Source organism: Limnothrix sp. HT2024, assembly GCF_059138625.1.
Genome location: NZ_CM181121.1, coordinates 809,574 through 828,628, shown reverse-complemented (window position 1 = coordinate 828,628; position 19,055 = coordinate 809,574). Strand labels below are relative to the sequence as shown.

Below are 19,055 nucleotides of genomic sequence, written 5' to 3'. Positions count from 1 at the left end.
GGTTGGTTCAATCCGGAGATAAGCTAAATCCGGCAATTTAGGGCCCATCAACAGCGCTATGGCTAATGATCGAATCTTGAAGTCTGGCCCAGGATGGCGACTGGGCTGGCAGCCTTCGTCCGCAAAATTTTCGGGATTGGTGGGCAGTGATGATTGGGCCGTGGAGCTGACGGAGCCGGAGTTAACCGACTTTTGCCGACTGCTCGATCGCCTGGTGGACTCAGTACGGGCGATCGCCGATGAGTTGATGCCCGAGGAAAAAATTGCTTGCGAGGTGGAGAGCGATCGGCTCTGGATGGGGGCCGAGGGCTATACAGATGCCTTTGGGGTGCGGTTTGTGTTGCTGTCGGGGCGGGGGGCCGAAGGGGGATGGCCGCCAGAAGCGGTGGATGGGTTGGTGCAGGCGGCCCGCACGATCGGGCTGTTTTAGGGCCTTCTAATCACGCCCTCTCTCAGCGCGATTCCTGAGCAATACTCTCAAGGCCAGGGTCTCTCAAGGCAAGGTGTTGAATGATCGCTCAATGTTCAGAGCCGATCGCGGCCTTGGGTGGCGGAAGTTGGGCTTGAAGGCGCAACAGTTCGATCGGCATTCCATCCGGGTCTGCGATGAATGCCACCTCATAGACCCGATCGCCGATCATCTGCTGGCAAGGAGCCAACAACAGGGGCAAGGGCTGTGGAGCCAGGCGATCGCCCATCAGGTTCAACCAATCCATTAGGGTTGCTGGGCGATCGGGCGATTGGGCCAAATCTAGCGACAAATGGTAGTAGCCCACATAATGCTCGTTGCCGAAGGGATCGGGCGGGGATTGAGGCTCCGGCACTTGCAGCAGCTCAATCCGTCCCCCCCAACCTTCCATCCAACAGGCCAGGGTCATGCCCGCCGTGAACCGTTCGGCCATCCCAAACCCGATCGCCTCATAAAACGCGATCGCCCGGTGAATATCCGCCGTTTTTAAGGAAACATGGTGCATTGGGCCGCTGCCTACCAACCTTGGGCTACTCAAACAGCCGGAAATAGGGATAGCGCACCGGCACACCGGGTTCCTTGTCCAACACAAAATTAATCACATCCCAACAGGGATCCGCCGCTTCCGTGGCGCTGAATTCCACCGGCAAGCCATAAAGCCGCGGCCGACCGTCGGAACTCGGATTGCGCGGGTTTGCTCGATCGAGATAGGACGCAATGAGGGTTTGGTAACGATGGGCAACCGTCACCTTCGTGGCCCGAAAACCTTGGGTATAGAGCCGATCAAGCGCTTCATGAATCTCAAAGCGAATCCCGTCGGGGTGCGTATGCTGGCGATACCATTCACCTTCCCACTGCCGCCAATGGCGACTGGATTGCAAATGCACCAGTTCTTTGGTGTTGGGGTCGGCTTCAAAGGCCCCATGCCGAGGGCAAAGGTACGTGTCCGTAAGGGTCAGGGCCGGGATCGGCTGCCGACAATGGGGACACAAAATTTCTGGGCCAAAGATGGGATATTGCAACGTCGGATTCAGCATGGGTTCGATCGAAACCTCGTGCAGGACGGCGGTGGGAGCGGGGGTTCGATCGCGGGCCGTCGCCTCGCTACCCTATTATAGCGATGGCATTTTGGCGGTCTGGACAAAACAAACGCTTCTTGAAATATTTAAATATTTGTCACGTTTATGTCACGTCTAGAGGCAACAGGGGCGATCGCCCATCCCATTTTGGGCACACCGGACATCGCGGCCGCGGCCTTTGTCGCTCCCAACGCCACCATTATCGGCCGGGTCACCTTGGCCACCGGGGCCAACATTTGGTATGGCGCGGTGCTGCGGGGGGACGTGGAGCGAATTGACATTGGCGAAAACACCAATGTTCAAGATGGCGCAGTGATCCATGGTGACCCGGGCCAGCCCACGATCCTTGAGGCCGATGTGACCGTGGGCCACCGGGCCATCATCCACTCCGCCCACATTGAACGGGGCTGCACGATCGGGATGGGAGCCATCATTCTCAACGGTGTGCGCGTGGGGGCGGGTAGCATCGTGGGAGCTGGGGCCGTGGTCACCAAAGAAGTGCCACCCCGATCGCTCGTGGTGGGAATTCCGGGCAAGGTCGTGCGATCGCTCAGTGATCAAGAAGTGGCGGAACAAATTGAACATGCGGCCCGCTACGTGAAGTTGGCCCTGGTGCATGGCGGCCAGGGCACGGATCTGGGTTTTCACGGGGCACAATAGGTAACTTGGCCTACCCCAATGCCCGCCAAGGGCCCAGTTCCTCGGATTCCGATCGACTGGTCGCGTTCGGGAGGCCCCAAATGCCCGACAATGGCATTTAATTAAATTGGCTCGCCTGTTTTTAGAACTGTTACGGGAGATCAAGATATGGATTGGCGCGTTTTGGTTGTGGTGTCTCCGCTGCTGCTGGCTGCTGGCTGGGCTGTTTTCAACATTGGTAAGGCAGCTCTCGAACAATTGCGTCGTCAGCTAGACAGCTAGGTTCGTAAACTCTGGCGGTTTTGTCGCGATCGCCCACAATCGATACCCAATCGCAGAATGGTAGGGGCGCTTTGATGGCGCTCCTACTTGTTTTTGGGTATTTTTTTGGGCATTTTTTGTCCCTCGCAAGGCGCAATAGGCTAAGGAGCAACACCATGACCCCGGCGATCGAGCCATCAAACCCAGGGCCGCTAGATTCAACGAATTTGGTCAGTCCAGCTCATCCGGCAGCCCCGGATCATCAGAGCCACCAGGGCAATCAGGCCAATCACGCTTACCAGGTCAATCAGGATCATCAGACCAATCAGGTAGGCCAACTAGACCAGCAATTAGCCAGTTTCCAACCCCTGGGCGTGCAGTTGGACTTAGAGCGGATGCTAGGGGTGCTGGCGGCTTTGGGGAATCCTCAGCAACAGGTGCCGATCGTCCATGTGGCGGGAACCAATGGTAAAGGTTCCGTTTGTGCTTACCTGTCCAGCATTCTGACGGCGGCGGGCTATCGCACCGGGCGCTACACGTCACCGCACCTGGTGGATTGGACGGAGCGAATCACGGTGAATCAAGTCCCGATCGAGCCTCCAGTGTTGGCTGAGTTGCTGCGTGAGGGGGAACGGGCGATCGCCCAAACCGGCATTTCCTTGACCCAATTTGAGCTGGTGACCGTGGCCGCTTGGCTATATTTTGCGCGCCAGCGGGTGGATTTGGCGGTGATGGAAGTGGGGCTAGGCGGACGGTTGGATGCGACCAATGTGGTGGATGAGCCGATCGCCTGTGCCATCACCTCGATTGGGCGGGATCATTGGCAGGTTTTGGGCGACAGCTTGGGACAAATTGCCGGAGAAAAGGCCGGCATCCTGAAGCCGGGGCGGCCGCTGGTGGTGGCTCCCCTGCCGCCCGAGGCCCGGGCCGTGGTGACCGATCGCGCGGCCCAACTGGCCTGCCCGATCGATTGGGTGGAGCCGGCCGAGCCGATCGCCCCGCCGTCTGAATCTTGGCCCCACTTACCTTGGGTGCGATCGGGCGATTTGACCTATCCGTTGCCCCTGGCTGGCCAGATCCAGCGCACCAATGCGGCCGTGGCGATCGGACTGGTGCAACGGTTGCGATCGGCCGGCTGGGCCATTGCCACCCCCGCCATTCAAACCGGCATGGCCAATGCCCGCTGGCCGGGCCGGTTGCAGTGGACAACCTATCAAGGGCGATCGCTGCTGGTAGATGGGGCCCACAACGATGACTCAGCCCGCGTGCTGCGGGACTATGTGGATCAGCAAAATTTGGGGCCCGTGACCTGGGTGATGGGCATGTTGAGCACCAAGGACGCGGCCGCCGTGCTGCGGATCCTGTTGCGATCGGGCGATCGGCTCTACACCGTGCCTGTTCCAGATCCCCAGTCGATCAACCCCGAAGCATTGGTGCATCTGGCTCCCGAGGCGATCGCCCTGACGGAAACTCGCCCCTTCATGGAACTGTCGTCGGCCTTGGAGGTGGCCCTGCGGGGCGATCGGCCCGTGGTGCTCTGTGGCTCCCTGTATCTTTTGGGGCAGTTCTTCCGGATCAGCACCCCCACCCTTTCCCCAGCCCTATCGGCCAAAAGCTGACAAGTCCCTTGGTTTTGGATTAGAAACAAAGGGAGCCTGATCCGCAAAATCACGGAGTTCAGGGGAACCCTCTTTTCGGTTTCCCAGTTCCCCAGTAGCAGGCAGGTATGGGTGGGTCAGGCTGAATGCAAGGGCTTTCGACCATGGGCCAAACTGTGGATTGAAAATCGATCGCGGCTGAAACGGGGCGATTCATCTCGAAACGGCGGCCAGTCCGGTTTGGGTTACGGATGAAGCGGACTTCGCCGTGATGAAGCAGGAAGCCTCCCGATTGCGGCCTTCGTGAGCGAAGGGTGGCAATTGCTAGTGAAGTAGTGACGGATTTTGGAGGTTTCTCAATGAAAATTGTTCAGGCTCCCAGCCAACCTGTGCGCCCGCTCCAGCGGTTTGTGGTGGCCGGTGTGGCAACGCCCGATGATGCGGGCAAACCGTTGGTCGTCAGTCTGAATAATGACTTCAAGATGACAGGGCCGATCGTGGCCAAGGACGGCACTTGGCGCTTAGACCTGGTGTTTCCCAAGCCCGGCAACCATCACCTGAGTGTGAATTTGGGCGATCGGCGGGCGGACTGGTCGTTTCAGGTGATTGGGGAAAATGGCGAAACGGCCCCACCGGGCCCGATCGTCCCAGAAGCCAGCCCTGTCAACGGCCGTCGTCCCCTCCCTCGGGCGAAGGCCGCAGAAGGTGCGCCCACCCTGCGGCAGTTGGTGGAAGAAGCCTTCCGCAACAACTATTCCGATGTGCATTTGGCCGTGGGCCGAGAACCGCGCTTCCGCAGCCGGGGGCAAATGCAGCCCACCACCTACCCCACCACCGATGACAACACCTTCATGGCCTGGATGCAGGAAGTGTTGAGTGATCTAGAAATTCAGCAGTTTCAAGAACATTTGGACTTTGACGGCGCGGCCCAATATCCCTTTGCACGGGTGCGGATCAATTTGTTTGAAACCCTGAACGGGCCGGCGATGGTGTTGCGCTTGATTCCGATGGAAATCAAGACCTTTGAGCAGCTTTGTTTACCGGCGGCCTTTGCCAATGTTTGCCATGCCCACAAGGGGTTGATTTTGGTGACGGGGCCCACCGGCTCCGGGAAGTCCACCACCTTGGCGGCCATGATTGACTACATCAACCGCAACATGACCCGGCACATCATCACGATCGAAGACCCGATCGAGTTTGTCCACCAAAGCCGCAGGTCGGTGATCAATCAGCGGGAGGTGGGGATTCACTCCCTACGGTTTGATAATGCGTTGCGGGCTTCCTTGCGGGAAGATCCAGACGTGATTCTGATTGGGGAAATGCGCGATCGGGAAACGGTGGAAACCGCCCTGAAGGCCGCCCAAACCGGTCACTTGGTGTTCGGAACCCTGCACACCAACGGGGCCGTCAAGACGATCGAGCGGATTTTGGCCCTCTATTCACCGGAAGATCGCGAGGCCGTGCGCACCCAAATTGCGGAAGCGATGGTGGCTTGCATTTCCCAAGCCCTCGTGCCCACCACTGACGGCAAACGGGCCCCGGTTTTTGAAGTGCTGATCAACACCGATGCGGTGCGGGATTACATCAAGAAAGGTCAGATTGACGAGGTGGAGGACATCATCCCCCGATCGGAATACGAGGGCATGTGTACGATGAACCAAATTCTCTACAAGCTCTATTTGGAAGGGCGAATCAACGAGGAGATTGCCCTCGCCAATTCGCCCCGCGAGAACGAAATGGCGATTATGTTGCGAGGCGGATCTCTCTACAGCTCTGCGGTCTAGGTCGGGGCTTGGGGCTTGGGGCTTGTCGTCAAATGGTCTGAAACCCTGATTTCACCGTTAGCAGATCGGGGGGGGGACAAGGGGCTTAGGGGGTGTCGTCATTTCAGCGTGGATGGCAGAGGAGAGAGTACCCTTAGCCGAAGTACTGCGCGTTCCTCTGGGTTATAAACCCTGATTGCACCATCGTGACCGATGACCAATGGGAACGAATTCGCCCCCTGCTCCCCCCACCTCGATGCCCCATTGGCAAGCAAGGACGGAATGATCGATGGTTCATTGAAGCGGCGCTTCATCACTATCGGACAGGGGCCCCTTGGCGCGATTGACCGCCCCAGTTTTGCTCCCGCAATTGGCCCCTGAAATTCAGTATGTTTAGGGTGGCGGCGCAAAACCCAGATCATGCAGCGATCGAACCTAACCAAACGGAGCCGAACCCTCCTGGCCCAACGGGCCATGACGGGCGAGCGGATCACGCTGCGAACCACGGGGAAAGCGGGCGGCGAAGGGGAAATTTATCAGGTTGCGGAAGAACCGAGCCTGCTGGCCAAGATTTATCACCCCGACCAACGATCGCCCGATCGGGCGGCCAAACTGGCCGCCATGTTGAACGATCCGCCGCTAGATCCGTTGGAACCACCGATTACGATCGCCTGGCCAGTGGATGCGGTGGTGGTGGATGGGGCGATTGTTGGGTTTTTGATGCCCAAAGCACCCGAAACCCGCCCCCTGCATGAGGTTTATACGCCCAAGATGCGACGGCGCGAGTTGCCGGGTCTCACCTATCGCTACCTGGTGCGGATGGCTCGCAACCTAGCCCAAGCCGTTGATGTGCTCCATGAACGGGGCTACACGATCGGGGATGTGAACGAGTCCAACGTGCTGGCCGCGTCCAATGCCCTGGTGACCCTGGTGGATACGGATTCGTTTCAGGTGGTCGATCGTCAACAGCGGCGCACTTTCCGTTGTCCCGTGGGCAAGCCGGAATATACGCCCCCGGAACTGCAAGGGCGCAACTTTCGAGAGGTCGATCGCACGGCGGCCCAAGACTGTTTTGGGTTGGCGGTGTTGCTCTTTCAGTTGTTGATGGAGGGAACCCACCCCTTTGACGGCGCTTTTCTGGGATCCGGTGACCCGCCCCTGATTGACCAACGGATTGCGGCCGGAGAATTTCCCTACAGTGCCCGATCGCCCCGTTGGAAACCCAAGCCGATCGCGCCGCCTTTCGCGGGCCTCGATCCGCAATTGCAAAACCTCTTCCGCCAGGCCTTTGAAACCCGCCACCCGGCCGATCGGCCCAGCGCCCGTCAGTGGTTCACCGTTTTGGACAGCGCCGAAAACAACCTCGTGACCTGTAGCGCCAATCCTCACCATATCTACTTTGGCCATCAGGGTTCCTGTCCCTGGTGCGATCGGGCGCGACAGTTCCGAGGGCGCGATCCCTTTCCCTCTCCGGCCGCCATCCGGCGCGGCGAGCATATCCAACTGGCCAAAACGCACCGCAAGGCTCCCCGGGTGGTGACCCCGCCGCCCATCGCCGCCAGCATCCAAACGATTCCCCTGCGCCCCCTGCCGCCCACCGTCACCGCCCGCAACTATTGGCTGGCTCCCGGCTATTCCCGATCGAGCGCTTGGGTCTCTGCCATTGGGTTGGGCTGCTGTTTTTTGGTCTCCGCCGCCATCATTGCCAGCCGAGAAGCCCTCGACTTTTCCACCCCCGGAGTCCCCGCCCTCATTCCCCGCGTTCTGACGGCTCGCCCCCCTGTCCTTAGCCCAGAACAGCAGCGCCTGGCCCTGATCCAATTTGACAGCACCCGCAGCCAAATCGAAGGCCTCACCAATCAACTCACTCAAGAAATGGTGACCCTGATGCAGGATCCCGATCGGCCCCTTGTGCGGCTTTCTCGATCGGCCCTCACGGAGCGATCCCAACGGGCGATCGCCTCTGCCCTGGGCAAGCCGGGCCTGTTTTATGGCAATGGAACCATTTCCGGCTCCTTGCCCCCGGACGGGGAGGCCACCCAAACGGTGCTGCAAATTCAATGGATTGAAGCCATTTCCGAATATCAACGACGGATTTTGGGCGACCAATACGCTTGGGGCTATCTGGATTCCGCCACCGTCCGCCACCTCACGGCCGACTCTCGCCAAATTTTGCTGGACTCGCTCACGCCTGTGCCCGTGGCGGTTCCCAGCACGCTCACCCAGCCCGATCGCCCCGCCAATCAACCCTAGGGAGCAAGGCCATAGAGTTATGAAAGGGAGTTACGCAAGGATTGATGGGTTTTCCCATGCACCGAGAATTGAGCGCGACCCAACCGATCAGGAATTGTCGTGAATCCGGGATGGTCGATCGCACCGTGGCCCATGAATTGATCGGCCCATTGCCCCCCAAATCCCGTAGGGGCGCATCGCCATGCGCCCTCCGGTACGCGAGATCTCCGAGGGCCAATTCGTTTCGATCGATCCTGGCGGAGGGCGTACAGCGGTACGCCCCTACCCGATCGCCCCATTGACGGGGAAAGCCCGATGCATGATCCCGAGGCGCGATCGAGCCGTGACCCATGAATCGATCGGCCCATTGCCCCCCAATCCCGTAGGGGCGCATCGCCCTGCGCCCTCAGGTACGCGAGATCTCCGAGGGCCAATTCGTTTCGATCGATCCTGGCGGAGGGCGTACAGCGGTACGCCCCTACGGGTTGGTTTGTTGGGTTTGGATGTGGTGGATTAACCGGCGTGTGTTTTCGGCTTCCGGAGAGCCGATGCGTTCTAGGATTTCGAGGGAGATTGATAGATCGACCAGACCGGCTTCAATTTGCCCGAGCTTGGTGGCCTTGAGACAACCCAGCCATTGCAGGGTGGCGGCTTTGCCCTGGACATTGCCGATTTGCTCTGTGATTTCCAAGGATTGCTGAAAGAGGGCGATCGCCTGCTCGATCTCGCCCCGGTTGGCGTAGATGATGCCCAGTTCGTGCAGGGTGGCGGCTTTGCCCTGGGCATTGCCGATTTGCTCTTGGATTTCCAGGGATTGCTGATAGAGGGCGATCGCCTGCTCGATCTCGCCCCGGTTGGCGTAGATCCTGCCCAGTTCGTGCAGGGTGGCGGCTTTGCCCTGGACATTGCCGATTTGCTCGTTGATTTCCAGGGATTGCTGATAGAGGGCGATCGCCTGCTCGATCTCGCCCCGGTTGGCGTAGATCATGCCCAGTTGGTGCAGGGTGGCGGCTTTGCCCCCGATATTGCCGATTTGCTCCCAGGTTTCCAGGGATTGCTGATAGAGGGCGATCGCCTGCTCGATCTCGCCCCGATCGGCGTAGATGTTGCCCAGGCAGTGCAGGGTGGCGGCTTTGCCCTGGACATTGCCGATTTGCTCTTGGATTTCCAGGGATTGCTGATAGAGGGCGATCGCCTGCTCGATCTCGCCCCGATCGGCGTAGATGTTGCCCAGTTGGTGCAGGGTGGCGGCTTTGCCCTGGGCATCCCCGATTTGCTCTTGGATTTCCAGGGATTGCTGATAGAGGGCGATCGCCTGCTCGATCTCGCCCCGCGCACTGAGCAAAGTAGCGAGGTTGTGGATAATGGCGGCTCGTTCGCGGATTTCGGCTTCGGTGTTGGTGGGGCAGCGATCGAGGGCGGTTTGGTAGTTCACCAAGGCTGCGGCCACATCCCCGAGTTCTTGTTGCGATCGGGCCAGGGCATGAAACACTCGATAGTCTGAGGCCACTTCGAGAGTCGATCGACACAGCTCAACGGCTTCGCGGAAACGGCTTTTATCGTTCCAGTTGTGCCCGAGCCTTGCGCTGATGGTAGCGGCAATCTCCGATTCTTTGCCCAACAGCGCCAGCCGGTGAATTTCTAGGCATTGTTCTTCTGTTGAATCATTAGCTTCTTCCCACCAAAGGCGATAGAGCGTTTGACAAGCCAGGGCCGCCAACTCCTGGGGCGGAGTGCTGGGCAGATCCAGTGGCAAAATGCGCGGCACTCGCAACTCCCCAGCGGGCGATCGCTCCAACAACCCCAGGGCTTGGGCCCGAGCCAGGCGGCTGGCCGCCGCTGGGATGTCCGTCAACAGGGGGTCGATCGCCGCTGGTGGCACGGGCAACTCATAGATCGCCGCCCGCTGCAACAGGTGGTGCAGGTCTTGATCCACCCAATCCCAGAGGGTGGCGGCCAACACTTGCTCCCGTAGCTCGTCCGGCTGTTGGGCCAGGCGATCGAGCAGGGCGCTCAGGGTGTCCGGGTCGGGGCGATCGCTCGCGCCTTGGGGGTCGATCGTGATTTTGCCCGACTCATCCAGCCGACCCAAGCCGCTCAGGAGCCGATCGAGCCAGCGCCACAGCCGGGGGTTGCCATCGCCCAACTTCCAAGCCCGCTCCACCAGCGATCGGGGCAAGGTCGCGGCGGGGTTGCTGAAACCCGGCAGCCGTTCCCGCAACTTGCGCGCATCCCCACCCCGAAACCCATCAATCCCCAAGTGCCGCAACCGCAACCGATCGCGCAGGGCCGGGTCAATGTCGTAGCGGGTGGTGATCAGCAGCTTGTGGGGCTGGTCAAAGGCTTGCCGATCAATGGCCGTGGCGATCGCCTCCAAAATTTCCGCCGCCGCCGGTTGGAGCTGATAAGTGCCGTTTCGCAGTTCCAGGCAGTTTTCAAAATCATCAAACACCCACAAAAAGGGCGGCTGATCGGCGCGAGCATTGAACAAGCACTCGAGGCGGTAGTCCAAGGGGTCGCGATCGTCTTCCAGGAGTTCCCGTTGCTCCCGAGGCAAGCCCCGCGCCGTTTCCCGCACAAACCGAGGCAGATCCAACCGCCCCACAATCACCACCCGCTGAAATTGATCGAGCCGATCGCACAGCCGGGCCGCGATGCTGCTTTTGCCCAGGCCGCCCATGCCCTGGAGCCACACCCCCACCGAGTCGCGATCGCGCAACACCCGCAAACCCCGCTGCAACCAGCGCCGCCGCCCCACAAATTCCCGCCGCGTCGGCACTTGCACCGTCTGCCGATTTGGATCGAGAAATTGCCCCACCAGGCTGGCCTTGGGCGCACGCAACCGGCCGGGCGATCGGGGAGCCGTCACCAAGGGGCCGATCGCCGGGGTCAGGTCGCCCCCCACAAACAACCGCAACAAATACCACTCGGGCGATCGACCCGTTTCCAGGGGCCGCATCAGCTCCCCATAGGCCACCCGCAACGCATCCACGAGCGATCGCCCCTCCGCCAACCCGCGATAGATCGCCGCCGCCGCCGCCGTGGCATCGGTGTCATAGACCGGTCGCCCCCAGCCCAACACGGCCCGCGTCCCCGCTTGCACGAGCGATCGGGCCATGGCGGGCATCCCGTTGCGGCCTTCCCCGGTCTGACAGCCGGACAAAAACACCAAGGGCGGAAACTGTCGCCCCAAGGCCTGGGCAATCTCAGCGGCCGTCGCATCGCGCCGATCGCCCGTTTCCGTTTCCGTAATGAACACCGACACGGGCGGTTGTTGGCGCTGATCAATCCCCGCATGGCCGGTCAGGTGCAACAAATCCAACTCGCTGGGGTCAAACTGCCCCACCAACCAGCCCAAATCCTCCAAGCAGCCGGTTTCTTCCACGGTCAACCGCATATCCAGGCGATCGGTCGCATCCAAAATCGCCTGCTCTTCGGTTTCAAACCCCAGGGCCACGCCGCCCCCGGTAGGAGCCGCCGCCATAAACAGCCCATGCAACGCCCGGTTGCGCCGCTCGATCAGGCTTAGAGCTAATTTATAAAGAGAAGCTAAAGCCGACTTGGCAGCTCTAAATTCGGTTTTAGGCTAGACCTACCCGAAGCATCACCCAGCTCATGAGTCGTCTCCCGGTCATTGCCAATCCTACCCGCAAAGCCTATCCCAGTGATTTGAGCGACGATGAGTGGGTGCTCCTCCAGCCGCTGCTGCCCGCTCCTAAAGGCTTTGGACATCCGATAGAAGTTGATTTCCGAGAAATCCTCAATGGCATCTTTTACGTCCAGCGGACTGGCTGCCAGTGGGAAATGCTGCCTCACGATTTACCCCCTTACAGCACGGTCTACCATTACTTCCAGAAATGGCAACGAAAAGGAATTTGGCAGCAAATGCATGACCAGATTCGAGAGCAACTGCGGAGCAAATTAGGTCGTTCAGAGCAATCTAGGGTCAGTATCGGTGATTCTCAGTCGGTGAAAACCACGGAAAAAAGGGGGTGGTCTACGGCTTCGATGGTGGCAAAAAGGTTAAGGGACGTAAACGCCACATTATCGTTGACTCGCAAGGGTTCCTAATGGGCGTGTTGGTGACTGAAGCGAATGCTTCTGAGCGATTGGGAGGGATTGTGGTGTTAGAGCTAATTTATAAAGAGAAGCTAAAGCCGACTTGGCAGCTCTAAATCCGGTTTTAGGCTAGACCTACCCGAAGCATCATCCAGCTCATGAGTCGTCTCCCGGTCATTGCCAATCCTACCCGCAAAGCCTATCCCAGTGATTTGAGCGACGATGAGTGGGTGCTCCTCCAGCCGCTGCTGCCCGCTCCTAAAGGCTTTGGACATCCGATAGAAGTTGATTTCCGAGAAATCCTCAATGGCATCTTTTACGTCCAGCGGACTGGCTGCCAGTGGGAAATGCTGCCTCACGATTTACCCCCTTACAGTACGGTCTACCATTACTTCCAGAAATGGCAACGAAAAGGAATTTGGCAGCAAATGCATGACCAAATTCGAGAGCAACTGCGGAGCAAATTAGGTCGTTCAGAGCAATCTAGGGTCAGTATCGGTGATTCTCAGTCGGTGAAAACCACGGAAAAAAGGGGGTGGTCTACGGCTTCGATGGTGGCAAAAAGGTTAAGGGACGTAAACGCCACATTATCGTTGACTCGCAAGGGTTCCTAATGGGCGTGTTGGTGACTGAAGCGAATGCTTCTGAGCGATTGGGAGGGATTGTGGTGTTAGAGGAAGTGAAGGAGAAGCTATCTCGGCTAGAGGTTATTTGGGTTGATCAGGGGTATTCCGGGAAAAAGTTTGCGGATGCTGTGAAGCATGTGTGTGGTGAGAGTGTGCGCGTGGAGGTGATCAGCCGAATCAGTAAAGGGTTTGAGACGTTGCCCAAGCGGTGGATCGTTGAGCGGACGTTTGGCTGGCTGAACCGATTTCGGCGATTGAGCAAGGACTATGAGTTGTATTCGGAGACGAGTGAAGGGATGATCTATGGCTGCTTAATGCATTTGATGGTGAGAAGATTGGCTGCTCTAGATGCTTAATAATTGATTTATAAATCAGCTCTTAGAGGAAGTGAAGGAGAAGCTATCTCGGCTAGAGGTTATTTGGGTTGATCAGGGGTATTCCGGGAAAAAGTTTGCGGATGCTGTGAAGCATGTGTGTGGTGAGAGTGTGCGCGTGGAGGTGATCAGCCGAGTCAGTAAAGGGTTTGAGACGTTGCCCAAGCGATGGATTGTCGAGCGGACGTTTGGCTGGCTGAACCGATTTCGGCGATTGAGTAAGGACTATGAGTTGTATTCGGAGACGAGTGAAGGGATGATCTATGGCTGCTTAATGCATTTGATGGTGAGAAGATTGGCTGCTCTAGATGCTTAATAATTGATTTATAAATCAGCTCTTAGGGGCCGCGCCTCCGCACAAACCCGCACCGGCACAATCCCCGCCGCCACCAAAAAGCGATCGCCATCGTGTAGCAATTCCCAAGGCAACCGCCCCAAGTCGGGCCAGCTCGGATCGGTCGGCGCGATCAAGTCGATCGCCAACACCGTGGGGCGCTGATCCGCCAACTGCCGACTCAACAGCCGATCGCTCCCATCCAGCCAAGCAAACAACTGCCGCCCCAGGGCCAACGCCTCGGCCGGCCCCTGCCGAGGATCGAGCGTCCGGTCAAAGAGGCGATCAGCCTGGTCGATCGCCTGGCCCAACTCGGCCACCGGGAGCGATCGGCTCTCGTAGCGATTGGGATTCTCAAAAAACCAGCGGAATTCCACCGTATCCGCCGTCAGCGATCGCAACCAAAGGGAGAGCGTCGTCATGGGGAGCGATCCAAACCCAAAATGCCGGCCAAATTCGCTCCAGTCTAGCCCTCGGTTTTGGGCGATCGCTATGCCCGCAAGGCTTCCGCGATTTTGGTTTGTAGCGTGTTGACCCCATCGGCTAACCGATCAGCTTCGGTTGTTTACCTAGGGCCGGGATCCCCGCTCTTTCTAGGCGGGGAGGTTAATCAACAATTGGTTGAAGCAAATTCTGAGGAGTTGGGTTAACCGCAAATGCCGTCTTGCCTCAGCTTCCGACCTGGAAAAACCAGGTGGGTACTCTTGTCTCCGTTTAAAGTTTCTGAGTTAACAAAGCGCCGAAACGCTCGCTCAGTCTACTGCCACTAAGACGTTCGGTGAGTCCCCGAATTGGAACAAACATAGATCGCAAAACAATTATTGGCAGTCACCAACATTGCAGCAAAACCCAACCGGAATTATAGCAAACAGTTTAAGGATTACGATCGCCCCGGGAGCACTAGTTTTGCTCCTGAGTCGATCGCCCGCAGGGCCCCATGAAGCGAGCCAGCAACCCCTAGCCAGAACCACTCAGGAACCGGATCGGGGTGATCGCCCCGATCTGCGGCTAGTTCTCAAGAAGGCTCCGTCAAAAGCTTCACCAACTCTAGTTCTTGGGCGCGGTGGCCATCTTGGAAAATGGGTACTGGCCGTTCAATGCCCTTGAACCGAAATTCTCCCATTTGCACCCAATTCATCTTCCGCGACACCAAGTCATAGGTATTGGCGCTGATGATGCATTGACCCACCGGACAAATCGCCTCCATCCGGGCCGCCAGGTTCACCGCGCCGCCCAAGACTGTGTAATCCATCCGTTGGGAGCTGCCCACATCCCCCACCACGGCTCGACCGCTGTTGATGGCAATCCGTAGTTGCAAATGCTCGCCCAACACGTTTCGTTTATTTAGATCATCCAAGCGTTCCAGCATTCGCCGGGCCGCAATCACAGCGCGATCGGCATGATCCGGTTGTGGCTCCGGCGCACCAAAAAAGGCCATGATGCAATCGCCAATGAACTTATCGAGGGTTCCTCCAAGGGCAAACACCTCTTGCAGCATTTCTTCAAAAAAGCGGTTCAACAGATCCGCCACCTCCGCCGGACTCAGGCGCTCCGAAAGGGCCGTAAACCCGACAATATCCGCAAACAAAATGCTGAGTTCCCCATCGGTGGTGGGAATCCGGCCATCCTCGTGGGTGCCAGCAGCGATCATCTGTTGCACCACCGCAGGCGAGTGATAGCGCTCTAGCTTTTGGCACAGGCGCTCTTCTTCCTGAAGCTTGCGGGTGAGCAACCACCGTTGAACACTGGCAGCCACGAGGTTGGCCAACGCCGAAAAGAAACTGAGATCGTCTTCGCCCTCTTGCACCCAACTTTCGGAGGACAGGTTGGCATCGGCGTAGAGTACGCCGACCACTTTGTCTTCGTTCCAAAGGGGCACGGCCATGGCGCTGCGGATGCCCTTATAGAGAATGCTTTGTTCTGCGCCAAACCGTTCGTCGGCTTGGGCATCGGCCGTTTGCAGGGCAATTTTTTCTTTGAATACTTTTTGGCAGATGCTTTGGCTGATCCAACCGCTGTTGAGGGTGAGGTCGCGGGCCCGTTCGGTTTCGCGGGCGGCCGCGTTCAGCAGTTGCAGTTGGCCATTGCCTTCCACATCCACCAGCAGGGCCAGGCGCTCAATGTTGGTGAGATAGCGAAACACCACTTCTTGCACTTGGGAGAAGATGGCGTTGCTGCTGGCGGCGGAGGTGAGGCCTTTGGCGATTTCTACGAGATCGCGCAGGCGGGCAATGGTGCGATCGCGCTCATAAAGACTGTCGCCGCTGCCTTCGCTGGTGCGGAGCCACTGTTCTTTGAGGTCACTGGCATCGCGTGAAATTCGCATTTTGCCATCGGCCGTGGCATCAATCAGGGGCAGCTTGACCAAATTGGGCCGCACCACGGAAACGGTGGGCGGCAAAACCTCGGGGTTTAAGGGAACCTGCACCCGCTGGGAATAGACGGCTTTGGGCCCTTGGGGCGATTGGCGCGATCGGGTGATGGTGGGATTCGTGACCGCGTTGGCCGTGCCCACCCCTGCCAGCAGAATCGTGATACAAACATTTTCGATATAGATTCGATCGCCGTGGGCGATGGGGGTTGGCTGTTGGAGGGGGGTTTGGTTCAGGCGTGTGCCGTTTTTGCTTTGCAGGTCTTCAACCATCCAGGGACTAGCCCGATCGACGCGGCTAATTCGGGCATGGTGTCGCGACACGCCATAGGGAGAAAGGGGCAGCTCGCAATCACTGGCCCGCCCGATCGTCACGGAGTCGGTTTCCACGGGAATCAGTCGATCGGGGCTACCGGGAACCTGAAGGCGTAATTGGATCTCAGCCATGCCATCTACTCTGCTTCACAGCAATCGAATCAATATCGCCAAATCCGCATCGACTGGAACGCTGAGAATAGCACCGGGAACAGCGCCGAGAACGTTAACCGATCGATGCATTACACCCTATTCGACAGCGTTTAGGCTCACAAGCGTTGAGGGGCCAGACCAGTTTTTCAGAACGCCCATGCCCCAGTCCGGTTAACCCATCCCGCCGCAGCCCCGTTACTGCCTCGCTGTTTTCGTGGTTAGGCTGTGGTTAAGCCGTATAACCTTGATTAAAGCCTGGTTTAAGCCCCTTGCCCGATCGCCCTGAACGCAATCGGTTTGTTCGAGATGTCCCCTGCGATCGCCCTCCTCTCGCGACCAATTGGCTAAGCGTCCCCCGATCGCCCGTTCCCATACCCAAATCCAGAACCGGCACTGCAAAAGCACCGCTCCTTCCCATTTTTCTCGCTGGATGCGAGTTGAGTTGATCTGTGGTGATGCGTTGTTGGTGACCAATTGCAGTGACAAGTTGCAGTGACCAATTACGATCATGAACTGCAATCACGAACTGCGATCGAGAGCTGCGGTCACGAACTGCGATGAAAACAGAATTCCCGCAAAGTTCCCGCAAATCAACAAGCCGGTATCGCACCCAAGACAGCCTGCCAAAATCTCACCTGACCCAACGCTAGCACTTGAACCTAGACAATGACGCAATTGGCTTCCACGTTGTGTTCCGTGGCATTCTTCATCCTGTCTAAGTTCAGTCCAGATTAGCCCCGATCGCCCCAATTAGGCGACTTCCGGCAACCTCAATTCAATTAGCGATTAAAGCGATCAAGGCGCTTGAATCTGCCTTCAACCCGCCTTTGGCTAGCCTTTAACCAGTTTTCAGTCTTTAAACAGTCTTTAAATAGTCTTCAATAAATAGTCTTCAATGTTGTCCCGATGGTTCTTGGGCAGACTTTTAACGGAATCTTCCAGTCCGTCCCCAGGGGATCGGGCTAATCTGAGGCAAGTTGTCATCAAGGATGACGGTGCTGAGTGGTTGGCCCCTGTTGTGGCCTCGGGTGTTGCGATTCCGTCCCCCTAATCCGAATAGCCTGTGCTTCCTCGGCCAGCCCATTGCAACATCCACGACAGCGCCCGCAACAGTGCTTGAGCTAAAAACTTTGAACTGCGACTCCCGTGATGTTGGTTGGGGCCTGCATGATTGGCCCGCCAGCCGCAACTCAGCCGATTGTTAGCCGACCCAGATTTTTCCTATGGCTCAAAGTTTCGGACTCATCGGTCTTGCTGTGATGGGCGAAAATCTTGCCCTGAACATTGAACGGAATGGATTCCCGATCGCGGTGTATAACCGCAGCCGCGATAAAACCGACACATTCATGGCCACCCGGGCCCAGGGCAAGCAGGTGCAACCCACCTACAGCTTGGAAGAATTTGTGGCTGCCCTTGAACCGCCGCGCAAAATCTTGATCATGGTCAAGGCGGGCGGCCCCGTGGATGCGGTGATTGAACAGCTCAAGCCCCTGCTGGCCCCGGGCGATATTTTGATTGACGGTGGCAACTCACTGTATGAGGACACAGAACGCCGCACCCAAGATCTGGAAGCCTTGGGCCTGACCTACATTGGCATGGGCGTGAGCGGCGGCGAGGAGGGGGCGCTGAATGGCCCCAGCTTGATGCCCGGTGGTACTCGATCGGCCTATGAAAAAATTGAGCCGATCGTCACGAAGATCGCCGCCCAAGTGGATAACGGCCCCTGCGTTACCTACATCGGCCCCGGCGGATCTGGACACTACGTCAAGATGGTTCACAACGGCATTGAGTATGGCGATATGCAGCTCATTGCCGAAGCCTACGACTTGCTGAAAACCGTGGGCGGCCTGAACCAAGCGCAGTTGCAAGCCACCTTCGCGGCTTGGAACCAAACGGACGAACTCAACTCCTTTTTGATTGAAATTACCGCTGAAATCTTTAAGGTCAGTGATCCCGACACTCAAGAGCCGTTGGTGGAGCTGATTCAAGACGCGGCGGGGCAAAAAGGAACCGGCCGATGGACGGTGATGAGCGCTCTGGAGTTGGGGGTTTCGATCCCAACTATCATCGCGGCGGTGAATGCCCGGATTATGTCGTCCATTAAGGCCGAGCGGACGGCGGCGGCCCAAGAGCTGAGCGGCCCCGGCCCGATCGCCCCGGTGGATCAAGCCACGTTCATTGACCAAGTGCGGGATGCGCTCTACTGCTCCAAAATCTGTTCCTATGCCCAAGGGATGGCCCTGTTGGCAAAGGCTTCCGCTGAATTTGGCTATGGCTTAAATTTGGCGGAAATGGCCAGAATTTGGAAAGGCGGCTGCATCATTCGCGCGGGCTTCCTGAGCAAGATTGAGCGAGCTTTTACGGATAACCCGCAGTTGCCGAATTTGCTGCTGGCTCCGGAGTTTAAGCAAACCATTCTCGATCGCCAGGCCGCTTGGCGATCGGTGGTGGCGACGGCGGCCCAAACGGGGATCGCGGTTCCGGCCTTCAGCGCCTCCCTGGACTATTTCGATAGCTACCGGCGCGATCGACTGCCCCAAAACCTCACCCAAGCCCAGCGCGACTTCTTCGGCGCACATACCTACGAGCGGATCGACAAACCGGGCACGTTCCACACGGAATGGGCCGCATTGGCGAACGGTTAGTTAGGCCGCGATCGCCCAAGGCTGTTGAGCGGCGGCAAGGGAAGATTAGGGCGCATTTGGTGAGATTCCTGTGGATTCGGGAGTCCAAATGGCTCGTAAATCTAACCGAAATTCCGGCATAACCGGATCGCCGCTCA

14 protein-coding genes, 1 other RNA gene and 2 pseudogenes are annotated in these 19,055 nt (G+C 58.1%); 11 read left to right on the top strand and 6 right to left on the bottom strand.

Going from position 1 to position 19,055, the window contains the following annotated elements; genetic code table 11:
* Positions 1 to 58 precede the first annotated feature (58 nt).
* Positions 59 to 430: a DUF1818 family protein gene (locus AC2IAX_RS03455; RefSeq protein WP_494389340.1), complete on the top strand. Its 372-nt coding sequence runs from the start codon at positions 59 to 61 to the stop codon at positions 428 to 430.
* Between the two features lie 88 nt (positions 431 to 518).
* Here the strand turns inward: AC2IAX_RS03455 and AC2IAX_RS03450 are convergent, their stop codons facing one another.
* On the bottom strand, positions 519 to 974 hold the full coding sequence (locus AC2IAX_RS03450) for a VOC family protein (RefSeq protein ID WP_494389339.1): 456 nt from the start codon (positions 972 to 974) through the stop codon (positions 519 to 521).
* A gap of 25 nt (positions 975 to 999) precedes the next feature.
* Positions 1,000 to 1,506 carry a TIGR02652 family protein gene (locus AC2IAX_RS03445; protein WP_099533247.1) on the bottom strand — a complete coding sequence of 169 codons (507 nt, stop codon included), beginning with the start codon at positions 1,504 to 1,506 and terminating at the stop codon, positions 1,000 to 1,002.
* A gap of 147 nt (positions 1,507 to 1,653) precedes the next feature.
* Here AC2IAX_RS03445 and AC2IAX_RS03440 point away from each other — a divergent pair, with 147 nt between their 5' ends.
* The 6 genes from AC2IAX_RS03440 (at position 1,654) to AC2IAX_RS03415 (ending at position 8,062) form a co-directional block, all read left to right on the top strand.
* Positions 1,654 to 2,208, top strand: coding sequence for a gamma carbonic anhydrase family protein (locus tag AC2IAX_RS03440; protein WP_494389338.1), 555 nt, complete (start codon positions 1,654 to 1,656; stop codon positions 2,206 to 2,208).
* A gap of 147 nt (positions 2,209 to 2,355) precedes the next feature.
* Entirely contained in the window at positions 2,356 to 2,469 is a 114-nt protein-coding gene (locus AC2IAX_RS03435; protein ID WP_099533248.1) for a photosystem II protein Y, read from the top strand.
* A gap of 155 nt (positions 2,470 to 2,624) precedes the next feature.
* Positions 2,625 to 4,067, top strand: a complete 1,443-nt coding sequence (locus AC2IAX_RS03430; protein ID WP_494389337.1) for a bifunctional folylpolyglutamate synthase/dihydrofolate synthase — start codon at positions 2,625 to 2,627, stop codon at positions 4,065 to 4,067.
* 338 nt (positions 4,068 to 4,405) lie between these two features.
* Entirely contained in the window at positions 4,406 to 5,830 is a 1,425-nt protein-coding gene (locus tag AC2IAX_RS03425) for a type IV pilus twitching motility protein PilT (RefSeq protein WP_494389336.1), read from the top strand.
* Between the two features lie 185 nt (positions 5,831 to 6,015).
* Positions 6,016 to 6,156: a transposase gene (locus AC2IAX_RS03420; protein WP_494389335.1), complete on the top strand. Its 141-nt coding sequence runs from the start codon at positions 6,016 to 6,018 to the stop codon at positions 6,154 to 6,156.
* A 73-nt stretch (positions 6,157 to 6,229) separates the two neighbouring features.
* A complete protein-coding gene (locus AC2IAX_RS03415) occupies positions 6,230 to 8,062 on the top strand; it encodes a helix-hairpin-helix domain-containing protein (RefSeq protein ID WP_494389334.1) in 1,833 nt (610 codons plus the stop codon).
* Positions 8,063 to 8,519: 457 nt separating this feature from the next.
* Here AC2IAX_RS03415 and AC2IAX_RS03410 read toward each other — a convergent pair whose 3' ends face one another.
* The gene (locus tag AC2IAX_RS03410) at positions 8,520 to 11,525 is read right to left on the bottom strand and encodes a tetratricopeptide repeat protein (protein ID WP_494389333.1); all 3,006 of its coding nucleotides are present in this window, start codon (positions 11,523 to 11,525) and stop codon (positions 8,520 to 8,522) included.
* A 131-nt stretch (positions 11,526 to 11,656) separates the two neighbouring features.
* Between AC2IAX_RS03410 and AC2IAX_RS03405 the strand changes: the two are divergent.
* The 3 genes and pseudogenes from AC2IAX_RS03405 to AC2IAX_RS03395 all read left to right on the top strand — a co-directional run.
* Positions 11,657 to 12,153 (top strand): annotated as a pseudogene (locus tag AC2IAX_RS03405) (IS5 family transposase); the annotation flags it as partial.
* Positions 12,154 to 12,258: 105 nt separating this feature from the next.
* Positions 12,259 to 13,082 (top strand): IS5 family transposase gene (locus AC2IAX_RS03400; protein WP_494387266.1). Its coding sequence is split into 2 segments (ribosomal slippage): positions 12,259 to 12,637 and positions 12,637 to 13,082, totalling 825 coding nucleotides; the frame shifts between segments, so codons are not numbered across the junction.
* A gap of 43 nt (positions 13,083 to 13,125) precedes the next feature.
* Positions 13,126 to 13,416 (top strand): annotated as a pseudogene (locus AC2IAX_RS03395) (transposase); the annotation flags it as partial.
* An 8-nt stretch (positions 13,417 to 13,424) separates the two neighbouring features.
* On the opposite strand, the gene AC2IAX_RS03390 reads toward AC2IAX_RS03395, so the two are convergent.
* The 3 genes from AC2IAX_RS03390 to AC2IAX_RS03380 all read right to left on the bottom strand — a co-directional run bounded on the left by AC2IAX_RS03390 (position 13,425) and on the right by AC2IAX_RS03380 (position 16,252).
* Positions 13,425 to 13,856: a hypothetical protein gene (locus AC2IAX_RS03390; protein ID WP_494389332.1), complete on the bottom strand. Its 432-nt coding sequence runs from the start codon at positions 13,854 to 13,856 to the stop codon at positions 13,425 to 13,427.
* Positions 13,857 to 14,077: 221 nt separating this feature from the next.
* Positions 14,078 to 14,283, bottom strand: a non-coding RNA gene (gene ssrS / locus AC2IAX_RS03385) — 6S RNA.
* 166 nt (positions 14,284 to 14,449) lie between these two features.
* Complete coding sequence (locus tag AC2IAX_RS03380) at positions 14,450 to 16,252, bottom strand: adenylate/guanylate cyclase domain-containing protein (protein WP_494389331.1); 1,803 nt, start codon at positions 16,250 to 16,252, stop codon at positions 14,450 to 14,452.
* A gap of 1,244 nt (positions 16,253 to 17,496) precedes the next feature.
* Between AC2IAX_RS03380 and gnd the strand changes: the two genes are divergently transcribed.
* A complete protein-coding gene (gene gnd / locus AC2IAX_RS03375; protein WP_494389330.1) occupies positions 17,497 to 18,918 on the top strand; it encodes an NADP-dependent phosphogluconate dehydrogenase in 1,422 nt (473 codons plus the stop codon).
* Positions 18,919 to 19,055: the final 137 nt, after the last annotated feature.